At 33.9% G+C, this 21458-nt stretch carries 24 protein-coding genes and 1 pseudogene; 10 read left to right on the top strand and 15 right to left on the bottom strand.

Going from position 1 to position 21458, the window contains the following annotated elements:
• Positions 1-14: 14 nt before the first annotated feature.
• Positions 15-305 (bottom strand): hypothetical protein, encoded by a 291-nt coding sequence (locus AK212_RS02025; RefSeq protein ID WP_053028887.1) that lies wholly within the window; start codon positions 303-305, stop codon positions 15-17.
• Between the two features lie 81 nt (positions 306-386).
• The gene (locus tag AK212_RS02020) at positions 387-1454 is read right to left on the bottom strand and encodes a quinone-dependent dihydroorotate dehydrogenase (protein WP_053028886.1); all 1068 of its coding nucleotides are present in this window, start codon (positions 1452-1454) and stop codon (positions 387-389) included.
• Positions 1455-1679: 225 nt separating this feature from the next.
• Here AK212_RS02020 and AK212_RS02015 point away from each other — a divergent pair, with 225 nt between their 5' ends.
• Positions 1680-2534 carry a fructosamine kinase family protein gene (locus AK212_RS02015; protein WP_053028885.1) on the top strand — a complete coding sequence of 285 codons (855 nt, stop codon included), beginning with the start codon at positions 1680-1682 and terminating at the stop codon, positions 2532-2534.
• A 52-nt stretch (positions 2535-2586) separates the two neighbouring features.
• Here AK212_RS02015 and AK212_RS02010 read toward each other — a convergent pair whose 3' ends face one another.
• The 6 genes from AK212_RS02010 to AK212_RS01985 all read right to left on the bottom strand — a co-directional run bounded on the left by AK212_RS02010 (position 2587) and on the right by AK212_RS01985 (position 7551).
• Positions 2587-3534 carry an amidohydrolase family protein gene (locus AK212_RS02010; RefSeq protein ID WP_053028884.1) on the bottom strand — a complete coding sequence of 316 codons (948 nt, stop codon included), beginning with the start codon at positions 3532-3534 and terminating at the stop codon, positions 2587-2589.
• Positions 3535-3540: 6 nt separating this feature from the next.
• A complete protein-coding gene (locus tag AK212_RS02005; protein WP_053028883.1) occupies positions 3541-4173 on the bottom strand; it encodes a nuclear transport factor 2 family protein in 633 nt (210 codons plus the stop codon).
• A gap of 25 nt (positions 4174-4198) precedes the next feature.
• Positions 4199-5035, bottom strand: a complete 837-nt coding sequence (locus tag AK212_RS02000) for an alpha/beta fold hydrolase (protein ID WP_053028882.1) — start codon at positions 5033-5035, stop codon at positions 4199-4201.
• Between the two features lie 80 nt (positions 5036-5115).
• Positions 5116-6063: an amidohydrolase family protein gene (locus tag AK212_RS01995; RefSeq protein WP_053028881.1), complete on the bottom strand. Its 948-nt coding sequence runs from the start codon at positions 6061-6063 to the stop codon at positions 5116-5118.
• A 226-nt stretch (positions 6064-6289) separates the two neighbouring features.
• On the bottom strand, positions 6290-6994 hold the full coding sequence (locus tag AK212_RS01990; protein WP_053028880.1) for an SDR family NAD(P)-dependent oxidoreductase: 705 nt from the start codon (positions 6992-6994) through the stop codon (positions 6290-6292).
• Positions 6994-7551: a TetR/AcrR family transcriptional regulator gene (locus AK212_RS01985; protein WP_053028879.1), complete on the bottom strand. Its 558-nt coding sequence runs from the start codon at positions 7549-7551 to the stop codon at positions 6994-6996. The genes AK212_RS01990 and AK212_RS01985 overlap by 1 nt, the downstream gene beginning before the upstream one ends.
• Before the next feature lie 123 nt (positions 7552-7674).
• Here AK212_RS01985 and AK212_RS01980 point away from each other — a divergent pair, with 123 nt between their 5' ends.
• Genes AK212_RS01980 through AK212_RS01970 form a run of 3 tightly spaced genes read left to right on the top strand, consistent with a single transcriptional unit; the run spans position 7675 to position 9208 of the window.
• On the top strand, positions 7675-7974 hold the full coding sequence (locus AK212_RS01980) for a DUF2316 family protein (RefSeq protein WP_053028878.1): 300 nt from the start codon (positions 7675-7677) through the stop codon (positions 7972-7974).
• Positions 7975-7986: 12 nt separating this feature from the next.
• Positions 7987-8805, top strand: coding sequence for an NmrA/HSCARG family protein (locus tag AK212_RS01975; protein WP_053028877.1), 819 nt, complete (start codon positions 7987-7989; stop codon positions 8803-8805).
• A 25-nt stretch (positions 8806-8830) separates the two neighbouring features.
• On the top strand, positions 8831-9208 hold the full coding sequence (locus tag AK212_RS01970; protein ID WP_053028876.1) for a VOC family protein: 378 nt from the start codon (positions 8831-8833) through the stop codon (positions 9206-9208).
• Positions 9209-9299: 91 nt separating this feature from the next.
• On the opposite strand, the gene AK212_RS01965 is transcribed toward AK212_RS01970, so the two are convergent.
• From AK212_RS01965 to AK212_RS01935, 7 genes are all read right to left on the bottom strand, one after another.
• A complete protein-coding gene (locus AK212_RS01965) occupies positions 9300-10169 on the bottom strand; it encodes a DMT family transporter (RefSeq protein ID WP_053028875.1) in 870 nt (289 codons plus the stop codon).
• The gene (locus AK212_RS01960) at positions 10162-10587 is read right to left on the bottom strand and encodes an NUDIX domain-containing protein (protein WP_053028874.1); all 426 of its coding nucleotides are present in this window, start codon (positions 10585-10587) and stop codon (positions 10162-10164) included. Before AK212_RS01960 ends, AK212_RS01965 begins: the two co-directional genes overlap by 8 nt.
• A gap of 347 nt (positions 10588-10934) precedes the next feature.
• The gene (locus AK212_RS01955; protein WP_011274805.1) at positions 10935-11171 is read right to left on the bottom strand and encodes a DUF896 domain-containing protein; all 237 of its coding nucleotides are present in this window, start codon (positions 11169-11171) and stop codon (positions 10935-10937) included.
• Positions 11172-11183: 12 nt separating this feature from the next.
• Positions 11184-12128 (bottom strand): LLM class oxidoreductase, encoded by a 945-nt coding sequence (locus AK212_RS01950; protein ID WP_053028873.1) that lies wholly within the window; start codon positions 12126-12128, stop codon positions 11184-11186.
• Between the two features lie 207 nt (positions 12129-12335).
• On the bottom strand, positions 12336-12902 hold the full coding sequence (locus tag AK212_RS01945) for a TetR/AcrR family transcriptional regulator (protein ID WP_053028872.1): 567 nt from the start codon (positions 12900-12902) through the stop codon (positions 12336-12338).
• Between the two features lie 83 nt (positions 12903-12985).
• Complete coding sequence (locus AK212_RS01940) at positions 12986-13723, bottom strand: DUF4811 domain-containing protein (RefSeq protein WP_053028871.1); 738 nt, start codon at positions 13721-13723, stop codon at positions 12986-12988.
• A complete protein-coding gene (locus AK212_RS01935; protein WP_053028870.1) occupies positions 13724-15241 on the bottom strand; it encodes an MDR family MFS transporter in 1518 nt (505 codons plus the stop codon).
• Positions 15242-15377: 136 nt separating this feature from the next.
• On the opposite strand from AK212_RS01935, the gene AK212_RS01930 reads away from it, so the two are divergent.
• From AK212_RS01930 to AK212_RS01905, 6 genes and pseudogenes are all read left to right on the top strand, one after another.
• Complete coding sequence (locus AK212_RS01930; protein ID WP_053028869.1) at positions 15378-15971, top strand: TetR/AcrR family transcriptional regulator; 594 nt, start codon at positions 15378-15380, stop codon at positions 15969-15971.
• Positions 15972-16192: 221 nt separating this feature from the next.
• The gene (locus tag AK212_RS01925; protein ID WP_174841357.1) at positions 16193-16732 is read left to right on the top strand and encodes a M23 family metallopeptidase; all 540 of its coding nucleotides are present in this window, start codon (positions 16193-16195) and stop codon (positions 16730-16732) included.
• A gap of 309 nt (positions 16733-17041) precedes the next feature.
• Positions 17042-18100 (top strand): annotated as a pseudogene (locus tag AK212_RS01920) (PTS sugar transporter subunit IIC).
• 141 nt (positions 18101-18241) lie between these two features.
• Entirely contained in the window at positions 18242-19669 is a 1428-nt protein-coding gene (locus tag AK212_RS01915) for a phosphate--AMP phosphotransferase (RefSeq protein ID WP_053028867.1), read from the top strand.
• A 435-nt stretch (positions 19670-20104) separates the two neighbouring features.
• On the top strand, positions 20105-20806 hold the full coding sequence (locus AK212_RS01910) for an aggregation-promoting factor C-terminal-like domain-containing protein (protein ID WP_053028866.1): 702 nt from the start codon (positions 20105-20107) through the stop codon (positions 20804-20806).
• 166 nt (positions 20807-20972) lie between these two features.
• A complete protein-coding gene (locus AK212_RS01905; RefSeq protein WP_053028865.1) occupies positions 20973-21458 on the top strand; it encodes a glycosyl-4,4'-diaponeurosporenoate acyltransferase CrtO family protein in 486 nt (161 codons plus the stop codon).

Genomic DNA, 21458 nt, shown 5'->3' with positions numbered 1-21458 from the left:
TTAGGAGTCTTGTTTTATAATGTTCGATTAATAAACCGTATAATAGCTAAGACGGCAATCACAAATGCAGAAAGCACACCTGCAATTTTTAATCCTTTTTTCTGTTTCTCAGGTTCTGGATCTTCATTTTCCATCATTTCAAGCAACTCGCGTTCGATTTCAAGATCAAGTGCGGTCTTCTTTTCGCCATTATAGCCAATGCTATTATCATCATTTGATGATTGATGATTCGGTTTAGATGATTGCGTTTGGTTTTTAGACGCTTGGTCTGCATTGTGTTTAGTATCTTTATCTTCTGCAGTCATACGCATACCCCTCCGGTAAACTAGTTATCTTTGGCTTTAGTATAGTACTTTTTAAAATTAAGTAAAGCTATATCACCATTATTATTTGGCATCTAAACCAATGATTTCACTTACATTGTTGTATTGATGTTGTTTTAAATATGCAGCGATGTCTTTATTAATCTTCTTAGTTAATCCAGGACCTTCGATAACTAATGACGAATAAATTTGAACGAGAGAGGCACCATTTCGCATCATTTGAATGGCATCTTTAGCACTAAATATACCGCCTGTGCCGATAATTAAGAATTCACCTTTAGTTTGTTGGTATGCCCATTTCACTAATTCTAAATTTCTTTTGAAAAGGGGACGCCCACTTAAGCCACCGTCTTCTACTTTATTAGAAGAAGTGAGACCATCACGCTTACGAGTTGTATTCGCTAGAATCATACCATCAAATATTTCAGTAATCGCTGGTAAAATCGTTTTAAATCCATCAAGCTCTAAATCAGAAGTTAATTTTAAGAAAATAGGGACATTTACTTCTGTATGCGCTTTGAAATCTTTTAATGCTTTGCATAACATTGAAAACTCATCTTTATCATGGAAACTTTGTAAGTTCTCAGTGTTTGGTGAACTAATATTAACTGTAAAGAAGGATACATCTGCTTTAAACGTATCAATCACTTTAATGTAATCTTGATAGCGATCGTTGTATGGCGTCGTTTTGTTTACGCCAACGTTTAGGCCAACAGGAATCGTGTATGAATGGCGACGTAAATTCCATAACGCACGGTTCATACCAATATTGTTAAAGCCCATACGGTTAATTAAGGCATTATCTTCTACTAGACGATACATACGTGGTTTCGGATTGCCATCTTGAGGTTTTGGAGTAATACCACCTAATTCAAGTGCACCGAAGCCAACATTTTCAAGTGCTTTAGGGACTTCACAAGATTTGTCAAAGCCTGCAGCTAAGCCGATTGGATTATTAAATGTAATACCTTTAATCGTTTGCGTTAATGATGGGTCTTCATAATTAAATAGTTTATGCATCACAGGTAATAAGAAAGCACGCTTCTGTGCGAGTTTCAAAGCGTCGATCGTCATACCGTGTGCTTTTTCAGGGTCAAATTTAAATAATAGTGGTTTAATTAGTTTATACATAATAATGCTCCTATTTCATTGTATTTGAGGCTTACTATCCTCATTTAATATCATTGAAAAAACATTCCTCTCTAAGACTAGCATGTTCAACAATAATTGCATAGTTAATTTAAAGACTGTTTGAAAATTTGCCTTAACTAAAATCTATATAAGGACATACGATTAGTTAACACATTTTCAGGAAATATAATATAGTAAGAAGATGTATGCGAAGGAGGAATCATCATGAAGAAAGATTGGCAAGCACAGCTACCATTAGACCAAATCCGTGATATTTCACCAGTCAGTGGTGGAGATGTCAATGAGGCATTCAAAGTAACGACTACAGATGATGTGTATTTCTTGTTAGTTCAGCGTAATCGAGATAAGTCATTCTATGCAGCTGAAATCGCTGGACTCAATGCATTTGAACACGCAGGTATAACGGCACCACGTGTCATTGATAGTGGTGAAATCAATGGGGATGCTTTCTTGATATTAAGTTATTTAGATGAAGGAGCAAGTGGTAGCCAACGTGAATTAGGTCAGTTAGTAGCAAAAATGCATAGCCAGCAACAACAGGATGGTCAATTTGGATTCGATTTACCACATGAGGGTGGAGATATTTCTTTTGATAATTCATGGTCAGAGTCATGGGTTGAAATCTTTGTCGAACGTCGCATGGATCACTTGAGAGATGAACTGATGCGTAAAGGGTTATGGAATGCCGAAGATAATAAAGTATATGAACAAGTCCGTACTGTGATGGTAAATGAATTAGAGGATCATCACAGCAAACCATCGTTGTTACATGGAGATTTATGGGGTGGCAATTACATGTTTTTAACGGATGGACGTCCAGCGCTATTCGACCCGGCTCCGTTCTATGGAGATAGAGAGTTTGATTTAGGTATTACGACGGTATTCGGTGGCTTTACCCAAGCATTCTATGATGAATATGAGAAACATTATCCTTTAGGAAAAGGTGCACGTAAACGTTTAGAATTTTATAGATTATATTTATTTATGGTTCATTTACTTAAATTTGGTGGAATGTATGCAAGTAGCGTGAACCGATCAATGGATGAAATATTAGCGTAATTAATAACTATGGGTGGTACAGGTACAGTGATACCGGTGCCACCCATGTTTATTATTTTTCTTTAATTGTTTTTAATAATTGTTTGCCGTTATCATATAACATTTTTTCAAGTTCATGTCGTGAGATGAATTCAGTTGTTTCCAATTCATCTGCTAACATTGTAACGACTTGATCTGTTGTATACGGTGCATCTGAACCATATACAATTTTATTCATATCTACACTTTGAGCAATATTTGGAAGCTGATAAGGTAAGACTTTTCCAGCTAAATCAAAGTATAACTCTTTCATAACTTGTTCTAAATCATCAGGTTGACGCTCACTTCCAAACATCTTATTACCCATTGCAACACGTTGAGCAATGACAGGAAGTAATGCACCACAATGTGGAATAATCCACTTAATATTTGGATATTTGCTAAACACATTATTTTGGCTCATATAAATGACTGTGCGTGTGGTATCAAAGATGAATTCCATTAATGGTGCAGGAACAACGTCGCTCATTGCTTCGATATTCGGCTTAGGTTCATTCGGATGAAGTGCAACAACGGCATGACGCTCATCTAATTTAGCTAAGACTTTATCTAGGCGGTCATCACCAATATAAATACCTCGTGCATTTGTAGGCAAGGTGAAACCTAAAGCACCTTGTTGATCTAATGCGGTATCAATCGTGGCGATACTTTCTTCAACCAATGGTAGTGGTAACGTCGCAAAGAAACCTAATTGCTCTGGATATTTGTGTGTAAATTCAGATGCATACGCATTGACTTCTTTAGCTAAGTCAATCATTTCTTCATCTGGCGCCGCACTGATATGTGGGCTCGAAATAGATAGCACACCATATTCAATGTCCATACGTGTCATTAATGCTAAATAACCTTCAGGTGAGAACTTCGGTGTTGCCACACCATCGCCTTTGCCGTCGAAATAATCATCTAGAAATTTCGAGAATCCAGGTGATATATAATGTGCATGTAAATCAATTTTCTTCATATTTTATTACGCTTCTTTCTCTTTTTCTTTAAAAGTTAGCCAATCATCAATTTCAGCATAATAGGCATTGACTTCGTTCGGTCTATCAATACCTTGTAGCTCACTATTCACATCATAGCCAATGGCATTTAATGCATAAGATAAGCAAGCATAGCTTGGACGATAATCTGCAAAGTCACCCTTTGGCAAATTAATCGTCGTTGGTTTAACCGGTGTTAAGCTATCTTTCTCGTATATACATTCAAGACGTGTAATATACCAAACGCCTTGTTTATCTTGTTCGAGACAATATACTAATTTGGCATCTGATTGTAATTCCATTTCAACATTTTGAATAGAAAGGCGTGTTTGAATGGTCGCTTGCATAATTGCTACAGCACGTGTGTCATTAATCCAAACTTGGGAATTATGGATTTGATGAGGGGCATAGCGATTCATTGCTTTAGATGAAGCGACAAACTCACTACCATTACCTTTAAACCATGAAATATTGATATAAGAATCATTTGCGAAACACGTTTCCATGCTCTCCCATAGGGCATTATCACGACAGAAACGTTCAAATTGAATAAGCTCAAGAATATTTTCTTTAGCGAGTAACGTTTCATTCGTATAAGGTTTATTTCTCGTGAAAAGCACTAAAATGACACTCCTTTAATTCAAATTAATCCCACAATTCAAGTAAAACGTTAGCGAAACCTTCAGGTTCTTGAACGTAACCTAAGTGACCACCTGGAATATCGATGATTTTGATGCCAGTTTCTTCAGAAATGAAGAAGTTAACTTCTTGAGGAAATGAACCTTTTGAAGCTGTACCATTTAATAAAGTAATGATATCTTTATATTTTTTGAAATCATCAATTGAAATATCAGATTCTGTATATTGACGAATTTCATATTTGAACCAACCTAACATTTCATCGAAACGTTTTTTACTGTCAGCATCATTTTCAGCTTGAGCTGGTTTTGACATGTATTGTTGATCTAATTTACTAATTTGTAACGTTTCGCCAAATAATTTCATTGCTTGAGGCATACCTTCATTAATCGCAATATCAATGATTTCAGCATTTTTATCTTGCCAATATTTCGCATCTGGTAAGAATGTGTTAATTGGTGGTTCGTGGAATGCGATTTTTTTTACGACATCAGGATGTTCTTTTAAAACGTGCATTGCCACGATTGAACCTGAGCTTGAACCTAATACATAGACAGGTTCATCACTTAATGACTTCGCTAATTCAGCGATATCTTGTGCGTCACGTTTAACACGGTAACGACTATCTGGATTGATTGCTTCTTCAGGTAGTGGTTCAATTAATTCACTTTGACCATAGCCACGGCGATCTACAGCGACAACTGTGAATTTATCTTTTAATTGTTGTGCAAGTGGCATGAAGATATCTCCAGTTCCGTTTGCACCAGGGATGAAGATGATTACAGGACCATTGCCCACTTTGTGATAATGTAATTTAGCACCTTGTAATTCTAATGTTTCCATTTATAAAACCTCCGATAAAAATTAATTTTAAGATAAAATATTGAATCGATATGAATTAAGCTTAGATTGCACTAACCCAATTATTTATCTAAGCCTAATAATTTAGCACCATTGGCATAACTAATTTTCTCTTGTTCTTCTTCAGTTAAACCTAGTTCGCTTAAGAATGTTCCTAGTTGCTCTGGCTCTACATATGGATAATCTGCTGAATATAAGATTCTATCAATACCGACTTCCGCTTTGACTAAATCAAATTGTGGTTTCGTTAACATACCACTTGGTGTAATGTAGAAATTATTTTTGAAATAATGACTAATTGAATGTTGTAGGTGATCTGCAAATAAAATGGAATCCATTCGTTCTAAGAAGAATGGTACAAATTCGCCCCAGTGTCCAATAATAATATTTAAGTTTGGATGACGATCAAATACACCTGAAAGTACTAAATGAATTGCATGAATACCTACATCAACATGCCAACCATAACCGAAACAAGCAAATGTAGCTGCTGTTACATCTGGATAGTTCCCTTTGTAGTACGCTTGATACACGTCACTTTGTACTGGAGATGGATGTAAATAGATTGGCGCGTTTAATGCTTCCGCGGCGGCGAATAATGGTTCGTATGCATCTTGATCAAGGAAACCGTTTTTAGGGTGTCCCATAATTAAGGCACCTTTGAATCCTAAGTCATTGATACAACGTTTAAATTCTTCAACTGTTGCCTCTGGTTCATTAATTGGTAACGTCGCAAACCCAACAAATCGATCTGGATATTTTTCAATATATTCTGCTAATGTATCATTCGCTTTTTTACATAAATCAATTGCGCGTTGTCCTTCTAAGTTTGATGGTGCGCCATTACCATAGGATAATACTTGCATTTCAACATCATGTTTATCCATAAAATGGATACGTTTATCATGATGTGAGATTTCATCAGCATCTGTGAAACCAGATTTTTGTTCAAGACCTTCAAGCATTGTTTTCATTGGTACACCTTTAGGGTCAGCAGACATATATTTCATTGTTTCCTTTTGAATTTCTTCTACAACATAATGTTCTTTAAAGTTAATGGGAGTGGGACAGAATTCTTTTGAATTCGTTGTCCGACCCCCGCAAGGATGACTAGAACTGAGAAAAGCTTGATTTAAGCGCCTTCTCAGTTCAGTCAGCTACTGCGAATTTGCTAAATAGCATTATTATATTATTTATGTCCCAGACTGCTCCTAAAATTTAAATAATTATTCAAAATTACCAAGGCATAGTGCCATTGCCATCAATAAAGGTACCTGTAGGGCCATCTTTATCAATAGTTGCAAGTTGAACAATAGGGATGATACCTTCAGATGCAGGTTTAGAATTGTTACTAAAATCTCCAACTAAATCCGTGTTGGTTGAACCTGGATCTGCAGCATTGATTTGCATATGCGGTAATCCCTTCGCATATTGTACGGTCAACATCGTTACGGCAGATTTTGATGAACAATAAGCTAATGAATTCACTTTAGATTCTTGTGTATCAGGGTTTGTTACCATGCCGAATGAACCTAAACCACTACTTACATTGACTACAACAGGTTGGTCAGATTGTTCAAGAAGTGGTATGAAGGTGTTCATCATACGTACGATACTAAAGACGTTTGTGTTATACACTTTCTCCACGTCTTCAACAGTTAAATCAGCAGGTTTAGCGAAACCACCTGAGATACCAGCATTATTGACTAATACGTCTAAACGTCCTTCTTGTTCTTGAATGGTTTTAAAAGCATTTTGAACTGAAGCGTCATCGGTAACATCTAGTTGCACATAATCTACGCCAAGTGCTTCAGCAGCTTTTTGACCGCGTGCTTCATCACGAGAGCCAATATAAACTTTATGTCCTTGTTCTTTTAGTGCTTTCGCAGTTTCAAAGCCTAACCCTTTGTTGCCACCAGTGATTAACGTGATTCTTTCCATTATTGCGTCACCTCTTTAGGTAAATATAGTTTGATTAAATTATTTCTAAATGTTTCATTAGAAAGTTGTCGTTCGTTTTTTTGAAATTCAAAGGTCTCAGTTGTTAAAGATTTTAATAGCATATCTGTTTTAAATATTGCCCAAGATTCGTCTGTATAATCATTAAATAAATCAAAGTAATATTGATTCAAATGTTTGAAGAAGTCACTTTCACGGAACAACTGGGCATTATCTTTACCTTCAATACAATGTAATAAACCACTATTATCCGTTTTAAATTTTAAAAATATATTCAGCGAATGGGCCATGATATCAGTTTTAGACGCATAGTGTGATTTGATTTCTAGCATTTGCGTCATAATGTCATCGAAGTCATGTTCGATAATGCGATAGCATAGGTCACTTTTATCTTTGAAGTGACGATAGAGTGTTCCCATACCAATATTCAATTCCTTAGAAATTCTATTCATACTTACATTTTCAACGCCTTCGGAATTAAATAATTCTAGTGCTTTGTCTTCAATACGTTGTCGATTCTTTAATGCATCCTTACGCATCATATCACCTCTTAAATAGATTTCATTGACAAACGGATAACTGTCCGTTTATTATAAATCTTGTTAATGATGAATACAAATATAAAGGGTTAATTAATTTATTTTTTGAAAAGAGGGGTAAATATGTCATTAAATAAACATCAAAGACACGTGACGAGTGAAGAGTTGAAAGCACATTTCTATGAATCAACATTAAGTATTGAAAATATTGCTCAAGAAATGAATATTTCTATTGAAGAAGTGGAAAGGGTATTAGACATGGATGCCCCAAATGGTTTCTTTGGCAATAAATTGCAAACATTTATACACTTAGTGTGGGATGTTCGTGATTTAATCAATGACAACATTAGACAAAACGGTGCTCAACCTGAAGATTATACGTATTTAAAAGGTGAAAAAGAAGATTATTGGTTTTTACAATAGGAGAGATAAATAATGAGTAAAAGTATATTAGTTATTGGTGCTACAGGAAAACAAGGTAATGCTGTGGTAAAACAATTATTAGAAGATGGTTGGCACGTTCGTGCTTTTACACGTAATCAACATAATGAAACGTTGACTTCAATCGATAATGACCATTTAGAGATATTTGAAGGAGATTTAAGTCATCAAGATAGCTTAACAAAGGCTATGGAAGGTCAATATGGTGTTTATAGTGTTCAACCTATTATTATTGATGATATTGAAGAAGAATTACGACAAGGTAAGATGATAATTAAAACGGCGGAACAACAAAATATCGAATATGTTGTTTATAGTACTGCGGGTGGTGTCAATCGTGATCGTACAGGTCCACATTTCGAAGCCTTGGCTGATATTGAAAATGAACTTAAAGACAGTACATTGAATTACACTATCATCAAGCCTTCGTTCTTTATGGATAACTTCTTAAGAATTACTAAAGTAGAGAATGGCGAAATTGTAATTCCTGAATTTATCGATAGAGATGTTAAATTTGCGATGATTTCTTCAATCGATATCGCTAAAATTGCAGCCAATGTGTTTGCGAATACTGACAAATATAAACACCAAGCCATTGAAATTGCTTCTGATGAACTTACACTCAAAGACGTTGTGAAAACATTTGCTACGGTAACTGGTAAACCTACAGAAATTAAAGGTTCATTTTCAAGTGGCACTGCTGAACGTGGTTGGCTTGAAGAAAAAGGTTATATAATTGATTTTAATCAAATGGATGAGATTAATCCCGGTCGTTTAACGTTAGAACAATGGATTAGTGAAGTGAACTATTAATTTTTTTTAAATGAGGGGGAAGAGTATGATTCAGTCAATGTGGTTTAATTTACATGTCGAAGATTTAGAACGTAGCGAGCAATTTTACAAAAATTTGGGCTTTGAAATCAATAAAAATCCAGATATGCTAGACAAAATGGTTGGTATTAAAATCGGACAAACAATTGTGATCTTAATTGAAAATAATCATTTTGAAAAAGTGACGCATGAATCAATTTCAAAACAACCTAATGAAGTCATCATATCTTTAGGTGTAAAAACGACTGATGAAGTGGATGAGTTAATGCATAAAGTGGAAGTGCTAGGCGGTAAAGTGATTGATGAGCCTGGGACTTATCAAGGATATTACGGTGCAACTTTTGCAGACCCAGATGGACATAAATATAATTTCTTAGTTTGTTAGTTCAATTAATTTTATAAAATACGCTAATTAATATACGCCCCAAAGTTAGAATGAGATCTAATTTTGGGGCGCATTTTTAATGAAAAAGTGATCATGAAGACGTTTTTTTATCTTTATATAGGTTCATATAAATGATAGAAATAATGATTAAAATCGCACCGGTTATGAATTTAGGTGTTAATGGTAAAGGGAAAAACGGGAAAGAAAATATAAACACAAATATAGGATTGAGGGTTCTTATAATATTCGCTTCACGAAACGAAATGTATTTCAAACCTTCATAAAATAATAAAAGTCCTATTACACCACTGCACAAAGCAGAAAGTAAAATAGAGAACAAACCTATGCCTATATGTATGGTATGTAAATGATTAGTCACAATTAATATGATACCTAGCAACAAAGTAGAAGTCGCCTGATTGTATAGTAAGATGGTTTTAGAATCAATGTCTTTAACGGTCTTTTTAGCTAACATATTCGTTAGCGCAAAAAAGAATGTATAAGATAGGGCGGCAATCACACCTAATATACTGTTAAAATCACCTGAAAAATGGGTAATCAAGAATGAACCTATAACAGCAAAAATTATAGGAAGGGTATCGTGTTTGCACAACGTTTCATTTAGAAAGAGAACTGAAAGAAACAACGCAAATATAATATAAAATCTTCCTAATAATCCAACACTAACTGGATCTAACAAACTTAAACTTACATATTGGAGTAAAATACCTATTGTATTAGTAATACCTAAGAGCCATATAAATTTGTTATGATAGATTTTTATTTTACTTTTATCGAATAATACAGTGATTAATAATATTAAAGTTGAAAACAAAGCATTAAAAAAACTTGCTTGAATAGGTGATAAATCAGTGAGTGAAAGTTTGTTTAATATTGGGGTTAAAGACATGATTGCTACGGAAATAATATTAAATAAATACCCTTTTTTAACCTTATTCATGGTATGCTCCTAAATATTTAAAAATTTCTTCATATAATCCATCTTGAAATGATAATAAATTTTTGTCTAATGGTTCTTTCGTAAGTATTCTTTCAGTAGTTTCTGAAAATTTCGGTATATCTTTAAAATAGCTTACTTCAGCTTTTGTAATTGTAGTGGTATGGCCACTTGGTAGTATATAGTAACCTAAATAGTCTATATCATTTTCATTGATGACAGCGCCAGACTCTTCATAAGCCTCTCTGATAGCTGTCTCATTCATCGTTTCATTATGGTTTACCTTACCTCCTGTTAATTCCCATGCTCTTTTTTTATTTTTAACAAAAACAAGATGTCCTTGATAGGTTAAAACAATTAAAACAGAATCATATTTTGTAACTGTCTCATTAAATTGAAGTTTGATTTGGTCTATGTTCATTTTCTTGAACCTCCTTTATAAAGTAATCTATAACTCACACTAATCAATGGATAAATATTATTTTATATTTATATAATAATAAAATTAATTATAATCCTTTTTCATTGAGAATGAAACTTTTCTAAAATAAAGAGTTGTGACAATTCGCTCTATATATAGAAATATTTATGTAAGTATACTAGCAATATGTGAAAGTAAACGAGTTAAATAAGTAGTTATTCGAGAGATAATGAAACGTAGTTGAGCGACTGAGGGAGTTTAAACTTTTCCTACAAGAACTATGTACAAAAAAAAGCTGCCCTCAAAGTTGGAACTTTAAGGGCAGCCTAAGTCTTAATAATATGCTTTTAATTTTCTTGAATATTGCCGTATTCTTCTCTTAAGTCATACACTTTATCTGGTGTAACGTCTTGTCCAAGTGGGTCTAAAACTTTCATAGTAGAGAAAGTATGAAGTACTTGACCTCTTATCATACCTAAATATTCTTGTCTTAATTGATGTTGTTCTTGTTTTTCTTCAACGCTCAAACTTTCAACTTTTTCTTTATTTGCTAATTGATTAATTCTATCTAGTAATTCTCTCATTATTTATTCCTCCTAATTTGTATGTGCTGGGAAGTGGGGTACAATATACGTTCCAACTTCTTCTATGAGTTCTTCGATATCACGATCATCATTTGTAAATCTTAAGATAATATGATTTGTATTAATTGATTCATAAGCTTTTAATATTTGTAATAAATTTTTACGTCCAGTACGGAAACCACCTTTGATCGGTTTAACGGTTTCATTTGGATTTCGGGATAAATCAATCATTAAAATATTCATAAATGGTTTGAAGCGGTCAGTACCACTGTGCCAAGCTTCAACTAATTTCTTTTGATCTTGAAAAGGTTGGGCGTAAAATAACCAACCATCCATATTTTCTTGAAGCCAAGCCATTGACTGTTTTGAATATCCGGTACCAAACATTGGAATTGTATGATGTTTTGGCAATGCTTGTAACTCTGAATCCTCATATAATTCAAAAATTGAATTTGAAATGTTGGGAGAATGTGATTGCCAAAGTGCTCTTAATGATTGAATGGTTGTTTGATAACGTTCTGTTAATTCACTTTCATCTACTTTAAATGCAGGGAATTCGAAAGAACGATCGCCGGTAGCCATACCGAGTAATAAACGTTGATTGGAAATGAGATCAAGTGAGGCTGCTGATTTAGCAAGGTGAATGGGATGTCGTAAGGTTGCTACGGTACTACCCGTACCTAGTGCAATCTTAGAGGTAAAGGCACTCAGATAGGTTAAAAAGACGAACGGATCATAATTCGTTGTAACCTTGCCTAAATGAGGACTGTACAATGGATTATCTCTCACAGATAAACTTGCAAACCCCAAGGACTCTGCCTTTTGAGCGTATCTCACTTGTTCATCAAAATCTATATTATTTTGTTGTTTATTATCAAATGGTATGGATAAACCTAGCGTCAATTTATTATTTTTGAACGTTCGTTTAAATCCCTTATGTTCATCGATATCTGACATGTCTTCCCCTCCTAACGCAATTAATATTAAAACAACATGTATTACTTAACTAACACTTGATGTATAAATGTAATATACGCCCTATTTGATTAACATGCAACATACATGCTTATGAAACATGTTGTTTAGACAACAATGCTCAGTATTTGTTGATTAGATTAGCTTTTTCCATAAAAAAACTTCCAAGGCTATGCCTCAGAAGTTGAATTATAAGTGTGTTATATGATGAATTAAGAAAGGTAAATTTTTATCTATAAAAGCTTCAGCTGAAAGTGAACTTGTATCGAGCCAATGTCGGGCGAGACCACATAATCCTGAAGCTAGAAAACTCGCACTGTTAACAAGTACGTCAATATCCTGTTCAGGATAGCTATTGCGAAGCATAATGGTAAAAATATCCTCTAATTCATTATTGATACGTTGATGGGCTTGGTTACAGAACGTTTCACTATTCATCTTGCATGAATCTTGTACTTCAACCATATAATTGGCAATAGATATAAATAGATTAGTAATGACGGCTTCATTAATCATATCAGAAATAGCTAACGTGTCATTTAGATCTTTCAGAATCGTTTCAGATAAAGTGTAATCGAGAATATCATATTTATCTGTAAAATGTGCGTAGAAAGTAGCACGGTTGACTGTAGCACGTTCAGTAATATCTTTAACTGTTATTTGTGACATCTTTTTCTCTCGGGAAACCTCTTGAAACGCGTCTACCAGTAGTTTCTTTGTTCTAATAATACGCGGGTCTACCTTAGTCGTAGTCATTATAGGCACCTCCCTTATTGACTTATTACTTACATTAAATTATCTGTCGAAAAGAGAGGGTTGTCAAAGTTCACGCTTGTTGGTTATTTAAGCATTTCTTTAATTTGTTTTGTAGCAAGTCGTTGTTTTTGATCGTTAATATAATTTTCAAGTTGTTTCTCAGACGCTTTAGGATGTGATTGTTTATACGCTATCATTTTATTTTGCAGTTCTTTTTTAATTCTATTTTGTGATTTTGATGATGCCATTTGATTTTTTTGAAGTTGCTTTGCTTGTTTTGCATCTAGTACGACCCATGTATCATTAGGTACTGTAACAATCGATGTTTGTTTGATAAGTTCTTTTTTATTGTTTCCAAAATCAAACAAATAACGGTAGAAGTCGTTTTTCCAAGTCCAATATGTTTTAGTTGTTTTAACTGTCGCTTGGTCTACATCTGCTGTTCTATAGAAAGCGTGTTTCTTTATTGAATCTGATAAATCTACTTTACTAGTACTAGGTTTAAAATGTGCTGATGGTTTGTCATCATTTTTATTTTCTTTATAAACCATGACATAATTATAAGAATTGTTACCTATTTCATTCGCAATTAACATGTTTGTAGGAGATTTTGTTGAGCCAGCAGAATAAATTTGTTTTTCGGGTTCAGTGATTGTTTCTTTCTCCATACCAAAATGATGCGTCATGTTTGCAACAATGCCAATGATTAATGCTGTAAATAGAACGGTGAATAATGAACCGATAATATAACGTGTTAGGCGATGTGGAATCAGTGTCCATGATGCAAATACGGCAATAGTTAGAATAATAAGTATAATCATTTAATTCTCCTCGCTTTCTGAATGATTCATTTTCAAGAAAGGAACGATGATTAATCCAATGACTGCAAATGCTACGCCAATTAAAAACGCAGTATTAAAACCATCAATAGATGCGTGTTGGGCGTGTTCGGCATAAAGTAATGGATTTGCATCTTTTAAACTTTTAGCTGGCATATGGTTGTTAATCATATTTTGCGTAATAGATGTTAGCAATGCGACTGCTATAGAAGATGCAACTTGTCTAGCAGTATTGTTCGCTGCCGTACCGTGTGTACCCATGCGCGTTGGCAAGGCATCCATTGCATTTGTTGTTAAAGGCATCATAATTAAAGCCACACCAAACATCCGTATTGAATATAAAACTAAGATAAGCGACGGTGATGTCGTATCCGTTAAAAAGCCAAACGGTAATGAAGCTAATGATAAAATTAAGAATCCAACAAAAGCGAGTCGTTTGATGCCAATTTTATTATAAAGTGCACCAGAAATAGGCGAAATAAACCCTAACATTAAAGCACCTGCAAGTAAGGTTAAACCAGACTCAAATGGTGAAAAACCATGAATATTTTGTAAATAAGTAGGTAGCATCATTTCCACACCATACATAGCCATTGTCACAACGATAAGGCCAATCGTTGCAATGACAAAGCCCTTGGATTTAAATACACGTAAATCTAAGAACGGGTCATCTAATTTAAACTGACGCATACAGAACCATCCGATAAGAAGGACGCTAATGATAAGCGGTAGTATGACATAACTAATACTTCCCCAACCCTCTCTAGAAACATTTGAAAAGCTCCATAAAAATAAACCAAATCCTAAACTTGATAAAATAAGTGACCACATATCTAGTTTGATCTTTCTATTTGGTATGACATCTTTCATAAAAATAAAACTTAATAAGAAAGCAATGACAACTATGATAATTGGAATCACAAAAATATTGCGCCAAGAATCACTGATTGTTAGACCAAGAATGATATGATCTTTATTTAATATCCAACCAGCAAATGTTGGTCCAAGTGCTGGCGCTAATCCAACGGCTAAACCACTCAATCCCATCGCAGTACCACGTTTGTTTGGTGGAAACATGTTAATAATAATGATTTGCATCAAGGGCATCATTAAACCAACAGCGATTGCGGTAACAATTCGACCAATTAAGAAAATAATCCAACTATCACTATTCGACGGTGCAATAGCAGTTAGTATTAAACCAATTAATAAAATGGCATATGCAATAACGTGTAACCATTTGGTTGAAAAACGAGTAGCTAAGTAGGCAGATAATGGAACCATTATGCCGTTAGCTAATAGAAACCACGTAGTTGCTTGTTGTGCAGTACTAAAATCAATATTAAAATCTTTCATTAATGTAGGTAGTGCTGTGCCTAATGATGTTTGCATTAAGGCGCCTGCAAATGTTGCAAGTAAAATGACAACCATAATCATCAATTTATTATAAGGTTTGCCATGTTCATCTAAGTCAAATGTAGTATTTATATTCTCTGACATAATAAGCCTCCTTTAAAAGTACGAACTTAATGTAACAACTTTCGAAGCGAAAAAGGAGAACAAAATAAAATATAATGTTTAAAATAATACACTATGTATCAAAATGTATTATAATACGATGCGAAAGGGTGATGAGATGGCTTATAGTAACAAAACACAATTGACGCAACGTCTACTTAGAGAAGCACTAATCAATTTATTAAATCACAAGCATTTTGAAGCAATTACAATTAATGAAATTACTCAAGAAGCGTATGTAACAAGAAGTACATTTTATAGATATTATGATGATAAATATGAATTGTTATCGGAAATTGAAGATGATGTTTTAAACTTTATTAAAACACAAAGAGAATTTAATGTAGAAAATGAAGATATTTTAGATGTGGGTAGCATCGCAAACTTATTCAAAGCGATTGATCCGTATTCAGAAGTATTAAAGGTATTGTTGACGAATGAAGGTATTCTAAGTTTCAAAATGAAAATTAGAAATGTAGTGTCTAAGCGTTTCGAATTTATAAATCATATTTCACAGGGCTCGAATCTTAAAAGAGAATTAGGTAAAGAATATTTAATAACGATCATTGTAAATACCTTTGAATATTGGTCAAAACATAAAAATGAAATCAATGTTGATGAAATAGCGCAATTTATTGTCGAAGTATATAAAGGTGGTATTTTTAATGCGTTAGATTTGAAGAAAGAGGATATTGAGCGATTAAAACAATAAATGATTTCATTTTAACAGGTCTCTAAGATTGAAAATAATGGATAAAAGCGACTATAAGAAACGAGTTTCTACTATTATAATAGTCAATTTTGTTCATTATCTAGTCAATTAGTCTGATTATAAGCAAAGTATACACTTTCTTGTCGTGATGTTTGATAATATACAGAATAATAATGAATTAAAAAGGAGCGCGATGTTTGAAACAATTTATCAAAGTAGTTATGACTATACTGATATGTGTAGGTATCGGTGTATCCGTAACTTATTTAATTCGTGAAATTGATATTCAACCATCTCAAATGTCTTTAAATGATGATAATCAATTTGGTGATTGGAAGCGTGATGGACGTTTGACGCATGGTTATGGCACATATAATCATGGTTTAGAGTTTGAAGGCAATGACAAACATTATGGTAATGATTATGACTTACCTGAAGATACTGAAGTGCTAGCAGCAACAGATGGCGTTGTCACCAAATTATTTGAAGATGAATTAGGTGGTAAGGTCTTACAAATCTCAGAATCAAACGGGCAATACCATCAGTGGTATATGCATTTAAATGATTTTAAAGTAACTCAAGGTCAACAAGTTAAAGCCGGAGATGTGATTGCTTTATCAGGGAATACAGGTGAACAGACAACAGGGTCACATTTACACTTTCAAAGAATGAAAGGTGGTATAGGCAATGATTATGCTGAAGATCCACAACCTTTTATTGAGCAACTGCCCGAAGAAGAAGAAAGTTTATTTAATATTTAATACGTCAAACGAAATTGATGGTATAAAAATCTGAAGCCTACGTCGTGTTTCAGGTTTTTTTAGTTTCAACATTGCCTGTCATATCACAAAGGGTAAATGTTTGGATATAAGGATTATCATTAAATGTTACTTTTTAGAGAAAAAAACAAAAATAATATTCTGAAAATTTAGAATTTATGATATAGTAAAATCTATCATTACTTATAGACGTGATTGCCATGAGGAGATGTTGAAACATCATAGCAATAACTCATAAGTAGGTTGATCAATTTAATAAGTGTGCAGAACAGACAACAGGAGGTTTTTTACATGACATCAACACTTAGAGAAATAGGCGTTAAAGATTTTACATTTAGAGTGCTATCGGGCGTAGCCATAGGTATCGTGGTGGGCTTAGTACCAAATGCCATTTTGGGAGAAATCTTTAAAGCGTTAATGCATCATCATCCAATTTTTGGGACATTGTTACATGTTGTACAAGCAATGCAATTTACAGTGCCAGCTTTAATCGGCGCACTCATTGCGTTGAAATTTGACATGACACCATTAGCCATTGCAGTAGTTGCTTGTGCCTCTTATGTAGGTAGTGGAGCCGCACAATTTAAACATGGCGCATGGGTGATTGCTGGTATCGGAGACTTGATTAATACGATGATAACAGCAACGATTGCTGTATTATTCATCTTATTAATAGAAAAACGTGTCGGCAGTATGGCGCTCATTGTATATCCAACGATTGTAGGCGGATTGTCAGCTACAATTGGCGTATTCATTTTGCCATATGTACACATGATTACAACTGGCATTGGTAATATGGTTAATAGCTTCACAGAATTACAACCTGTATTAATGTGTATGCTTATTTCTATGGTCTTCAGTTTTATTATTATTTCACCGTTATCAACAGTTGCGATAGCTATTGCAATAGGGATTACAGGTCTTGCGGCAGGTTCAGCATCTATTGGTATTTCAGCTACTGAAGCAGTATTGCTTATTGGTACTAGCAAAGTGAATCGAGTTGCAGTACCGATTTCTATATTCTTTGGTGGTGTGAAAATGATGATGCCTAATATGGTTAAATATCCAATCATCATGTTACCAATCCTTATAACTGCTGGTATATAAGGAATTGCAGGAAGTTTAATTGGTATTGCAGGAACGAAAGAATCGGCAGGGTTTGGTTTCATTGGTATGATTGGTCCAATTAGTGCTTTTAAATTTTTACATATTGATTCTGCCTTAGTGAGTGTCTTACTCATTATTTTAGGATTCTTTGTTGTGCCATTAGTAACTGCATTTGTTTTAGATATTATTTTCCGAAAAGTATTACGTCTATATACCAACGACATATATAAATTTATGGGTTAACGTCCTATTAAATAGGAATTGATAAAGTGTTGAATATCGCATTTTATCAATTCTTTTTATTTATAAAGATTGAGAAAAAATAGAAATAAATCGTGTTACAATAAAAATGAAATGATACGTTATAAAAAGGGTGAATGGTTAATGGCTAATAAAATCGAAAAACTAGCACTAAAGACAGCAGAACTTACAAGACAAACACATGATTTGGGTATTCCAATTATGATTTTATTTGAAGGGGTCCCTGCCTCTGGAAAAACACGCTTATCAAATGAATTATTACTTAACTTTGATGCGAAATATACACATTTTATTGCAACACAGTCACCTCAAAAGGATGATTTAAGATATCAATTCTTACAAAAATATTGGAATACATTGCCTAAAAAGGGTGATATCAATGTTTACTTTAGAAGCTGGTATTCTCATTATTTAGATTATCGAGAGAATGAAATTAAGCATGATAGATACAAAAACTATGATGTCTTAAAAGAACAAATTGCGTCTTTTGAAGATATGTTAATCAAAGATAATTATGAAATCATTAAATTCTTTATTGAAATTAATGAAGATAAAAGACAAGAACATATTAAGCAAACGAAAGAAAATCCATTAATGCGTTGGAAAGTTCAAGAATATGGCAGTGTCTTATCAACAGAAACATATTTAGAGGATATGCATCAATTTATTAAACAAGATCAACAATGGCAGATTATTGATTATACAGAACGACAATCAGCAATCGAAAAAATGTATGAACACATTATACAACGTTTAGAACAAGCCATTGCCAAATATCATGCGCAAGATAATGAACGTGATGGTGACTTTACTGAGCACTTTAGTACCAATATGTTTGATATCGAAGTAGATAAAGTATCCAAAGAAGCATACAAATCATTGATTAATGAATTACAAAAACGCATGCGAGAAATACAATTCGCATTATATGAGCGAAAAATCCCACTCATTCTTGTGTTTGAAGGCATGGATGCAGCCGGCAAAGGTGGTAATATCAAACGTATTAGAGAAAAGCTTGATCCAACTGGTTATGAAGTCAATGGCATTAGCGCACCTACTGACGTTGAATTAAAACATCATTATTTATGGCGCTTTGCAAAAGATATGCCACGAAGCGGACACATCGAGTTATTTGATAGAAGTTGGTATGGCCGTGTATTAGTTGAGCGTATTGAAGGATTTGCAACAATGAATGAATGGCAACGTGCTTATGAGGAAATTAATGCATTTGAAAAGATGTGGACAGATGAAGGTGCAATCATCTTAAAATTCTTCCTTACTTTAGATAAAGACGAACAGTTGAAGCGTTTTAAAGATCGTCAAAATAACGTCGATAAACAATGGAAAATCACGGATGAAGATTGGCGTAATCGTGAAAAATGGGATTTATACGTCGAAGCAAGTCATGACATGGTTAAAAAAACACATACAACCTATGCACCATGGTTAGTTGTACCCGCCGACCATAAGAAAACATCAAGAATAGAAATTATGAAATATATTATTCGTAAATGTGAAAAAGTATTATGGGGCGTTAAAGATTATGAATGAATTTGATTAAATAATAGGAACCAAGAAACGTTAGAAAATCATAGCGTTTCTTGGTTTTTTTAAAGTTATATAGATAAATTGAATAGTTCTGAGTTGTTAGAAATATTACGGGATTGTAACAAAATGGCAATTTGTAATATTACAGATAATGTAAAACAGTTGTAAATTTCTTAAAAAAGTATTGTAAATCCTTATTTCATGATGAAATTTTAAACCATTTGTTCAAAAATAATTGTTACAAAGCGAATTATTTATATTTCAATGTTACAAAACAAGGTGTCTATTGTAATTTTTTGTAAGAAAAGCGTAATACTACTGGCGTTTTTTTATGATATAGTACTTATTGTCAAAAGTTAAACACAGAGCAAAACACAATAACTAAAGAATATAACATAACGAAAATATAAACTAATTTTTTTGGAGGAATTTTTTATTATGAAAAAAACAGTAATCGCGTCGTCATTAGCAGTAGCTTTAGGAGTAACAGGTTATGCATTAACTACAGATAACAGTGCACATGCATCTGAATCAACTACTAATTATGCACAATTAGCTAACTTAGCTCAAAACAACCCATCTGAATTAAATGCGCACCCAGTACAAGCTGGCGCATACAACATCTCATTCGTTAAAGATGGTTTCAAATATAACTTCACTTCTGATGGTCAATCTTGGTCTTGGAATTACACTTACGTTGGTGGTGCTGACACAGTAGCAACTACACAAGCTGCTCCAGCTGCTCAATCAACTGATTACTCAGCTTCTTACAGCAACGAAGCGTCATCTCAATCAGTAAGCTCAAACCAACAATCAAGCAACACTAGTGTTAGAACAGTTTCTGCACCAACAACTACTTCATACTCAGCTTCATCAGCTTCAACTGGTGGATCAGTTAAAGCTCAATTCTTAGCTAACGGTGGTACTGAAGCTGCTTGGAACGCTATCGTAATGCCAGAATCAGGTGGTAACCCTAACGCAGTTAACCCAGCTGGTTACAGAGGTTTAGGTCAAACTATGGAATCATGGGGTACTGGTTCAGTAGCTCAACAAACTAAAGGTATGATTAACTACGCTAACAGCCGTTACGGTTCATTAGATGCAGCAATTGCATTCCGTAATAACAACGGTTGGTGGTAGGATTTACTCAGATAACTGGATAGCACATCGAGTTATCGAGGAAAGAGGTCGACATGATGGTCGGCCTCTTTTTTTGTATTTTAATAGACACTGTAGCATAACGTTTACCGATGAGGTTTATAGGGAAGATATTAGAACAATTATTATGTCGAAAGTGTTGAATGTTATGTCATTATGGAAAGTATTGAATTTAGGCTTAATACATAGTGTGTTCTGGACAACTACACAATTATCAATATCTCATTTGATGTTACGATGCCCGTCATCTTTCTTTGTGAAATATGATAAGGTTTTTACAATATGGTCGTGGGAAAAGAATGGCGCTTTATGGAATACACTATTGCGTATTAATAAGTGGAAACGCTTCATTCCAGAAGGTGCTAGATTCAATCATCATATTTATAATAAAAAGAGACTAGCTTCTTTTAAATTAGAAGACATACATATAATGATTGTAGAAATGCGTCGGGCAGAACTTGTGCATTGGTTATCAATGATACCAGTAATTATTTTTGTAAAAGCGCCTAAATATATACAATTTATCAATATGAGTTATGTTATTTGTGCTAATTTACCGATTATACTGACGCAACGTTATAATCGTCCAAGATTAGAATTGTACTATCAACGCAGAGTGAAACGGAGTGAATAG

It is taken from the genome of Staphylococcus borealis (assembly GCF_001224225.1).
GTDB classification, from domain to species: Bacteria; Bacillota; Bacilli; order Staphylococcales; family Staphylococcaceae; genus Staphylococcus; species Staphylococcus borealis.
The sequence above is the reverse complement of the archived record's forward strand: the minus strand, read 5'-3'. Positions and strand labels throughout refer to the sequence as shown.

Coding starts and splice junctions, on each gene's coding strand:
- AK212_RS02015 (WP_053028885.1), top strand. CDS start 1,680: ATGAAGAAAGATTGGCAAGCACAGCTACCATTAGACCAAATCCGTGAT.
- AK212_RS01935 (WP_053028870.1), bottom strand. CDS start 15,241: ATGTCAGAGAATATAAATACTACATTTGACTTAGATGAACATGGCAAA.
- AK212_RS01960 (WP_053028874.1), bottom strand. CDS start 10,587: ATGAACATAGACCAAATCAAACTTCAATTTAATGAGACAGTTACAAAA.
- AK212_RS01950 (WP_053028873.1), bottom strand. CDS start 12,128: ATGTCAGATATCGATGAACATAAGGGATTTAAACGAACGTTCAAAAAT.
- AK212_RS01985 (WP_053028879.1), bottom strand. CDS start 7,551: ATGCGTAAGGATGCATTAAAGAATCGACAACGTATTGAAGACAAAGCA.
- AK212_RS02025 (WP_053028887.1), bottom strand. CDS start 305: ATGACTGCAGAAGATAAAGATACTAAACACAATGCAGACCAAGCGTCT.
- AK212_RS02020 (WP_053028886.1), bottom strand. CDS start 1,454: ATGTATAAACTAATTAAACCACTATTATTTAAATTTGACCCTGAAAAA.
- AK212_RS01910 (WP_053028866.1), top strand. CDS start 20,105: ATGAAAAAAACAGTAATCGCGTCGTCATTAGCAGTAGCTTTAGGAGTA.
- AK212_RS01925 (WP_174841357.1), top strand. CDS start 16,193: ATGACTATACTGATATGTGTAGGTATCGGTGTATCCGTAACTTATTTA.
- AK212_RS01905 (WP_053028865.1), top strand. CDS start 20,973: ATGTCATTATGGAAAGTATTGAATTTAGGCTTAATACATAGTGTGTTC.
- AK212_RS01990 (WP_053028880.1), bottom strand. CDS start 6,994: ATGGAAAGAATCACGTTAATCACTGGTGGCAACAAAGGGTTAGGCTTT.
- AK212_RS01915 (WP_053028867.1), top strand. CDS start 18,242: ATGGCTAATAAAATCGAAAAACTAGCACTAAAGACAGCAGAACTTACA.
- AK212_RS01940 (WP_053028871.1), bottom strand. CDS start 13,723: ATGATTATACTTATTATTCTAACTATTGCCGTATTTGCATCATGGACA.
- AK212_RS01970 (WP_053028876.1), top strand. CDS start 8,831: ATGATTCAGTCAATGTGGTTTAATTTACATGTCGAAGATTTAGAACGT.
- AK212_RS01975 (WP_053028877.1), top strand. CDS start 7,987: ATGAGTAAAAGTATATTAGTTATTGGTGCTACAGGAAAACAAGGTAAT.
- AK212_RS02010 (WP_053028884.1), bottom strand. CDS start 3,534: ATGAAGAAAATTGATTTACATGCACATTATATATCACCTGGATTCTCG.
- AK212_RS01980 (WP_053028878.1), top strand. CDS start 7,675: ATGTCATTAAATAAACATCAAAGACACGTGACGAGTGAAGAGTTGAAA.
- AK212_RS01995 (WP_053028881.1), bottom strand. CDS start 6,063: ATGAAATATATGTCTGCTGACCCTAAAGGTGTACCAATGAAAACAATG.
- AK212_RS01955 (WP_011274805.1), bottom strand. CDS start 11,171: ATGAGAGAATTACTAGATAGAATTAATCAATTAGCAAATAAAGAAAAA.
- AK212_RS01945 (WP_053028872.1), bottom strand. CDS start 12,902: ATGACTACGACTAAGGTAGACCCGCGTATTATTAGAACAAAGAAACTA.
- AK212_RS02000 (WP_053028882.1), bottom strand. CDS start 5,035: ATGGAAACATTAGAATTACAAGGTGCTAAATTACATTATCACAAAGTG.
- AK212_RS01930 (WP_053028869.1), top strand. CDS start 15,378: ATGGCTTATAGTAACAAAACACAATTGACGCAACGTCTACTTAGAGAA.
- AK212_RS01965 (WP_053028875.1), bottom strand. CDS start 10,169: ATGAATAAGGTTAAAAAAGGGTATTTATTTAATATTATTTCCGTAGCA.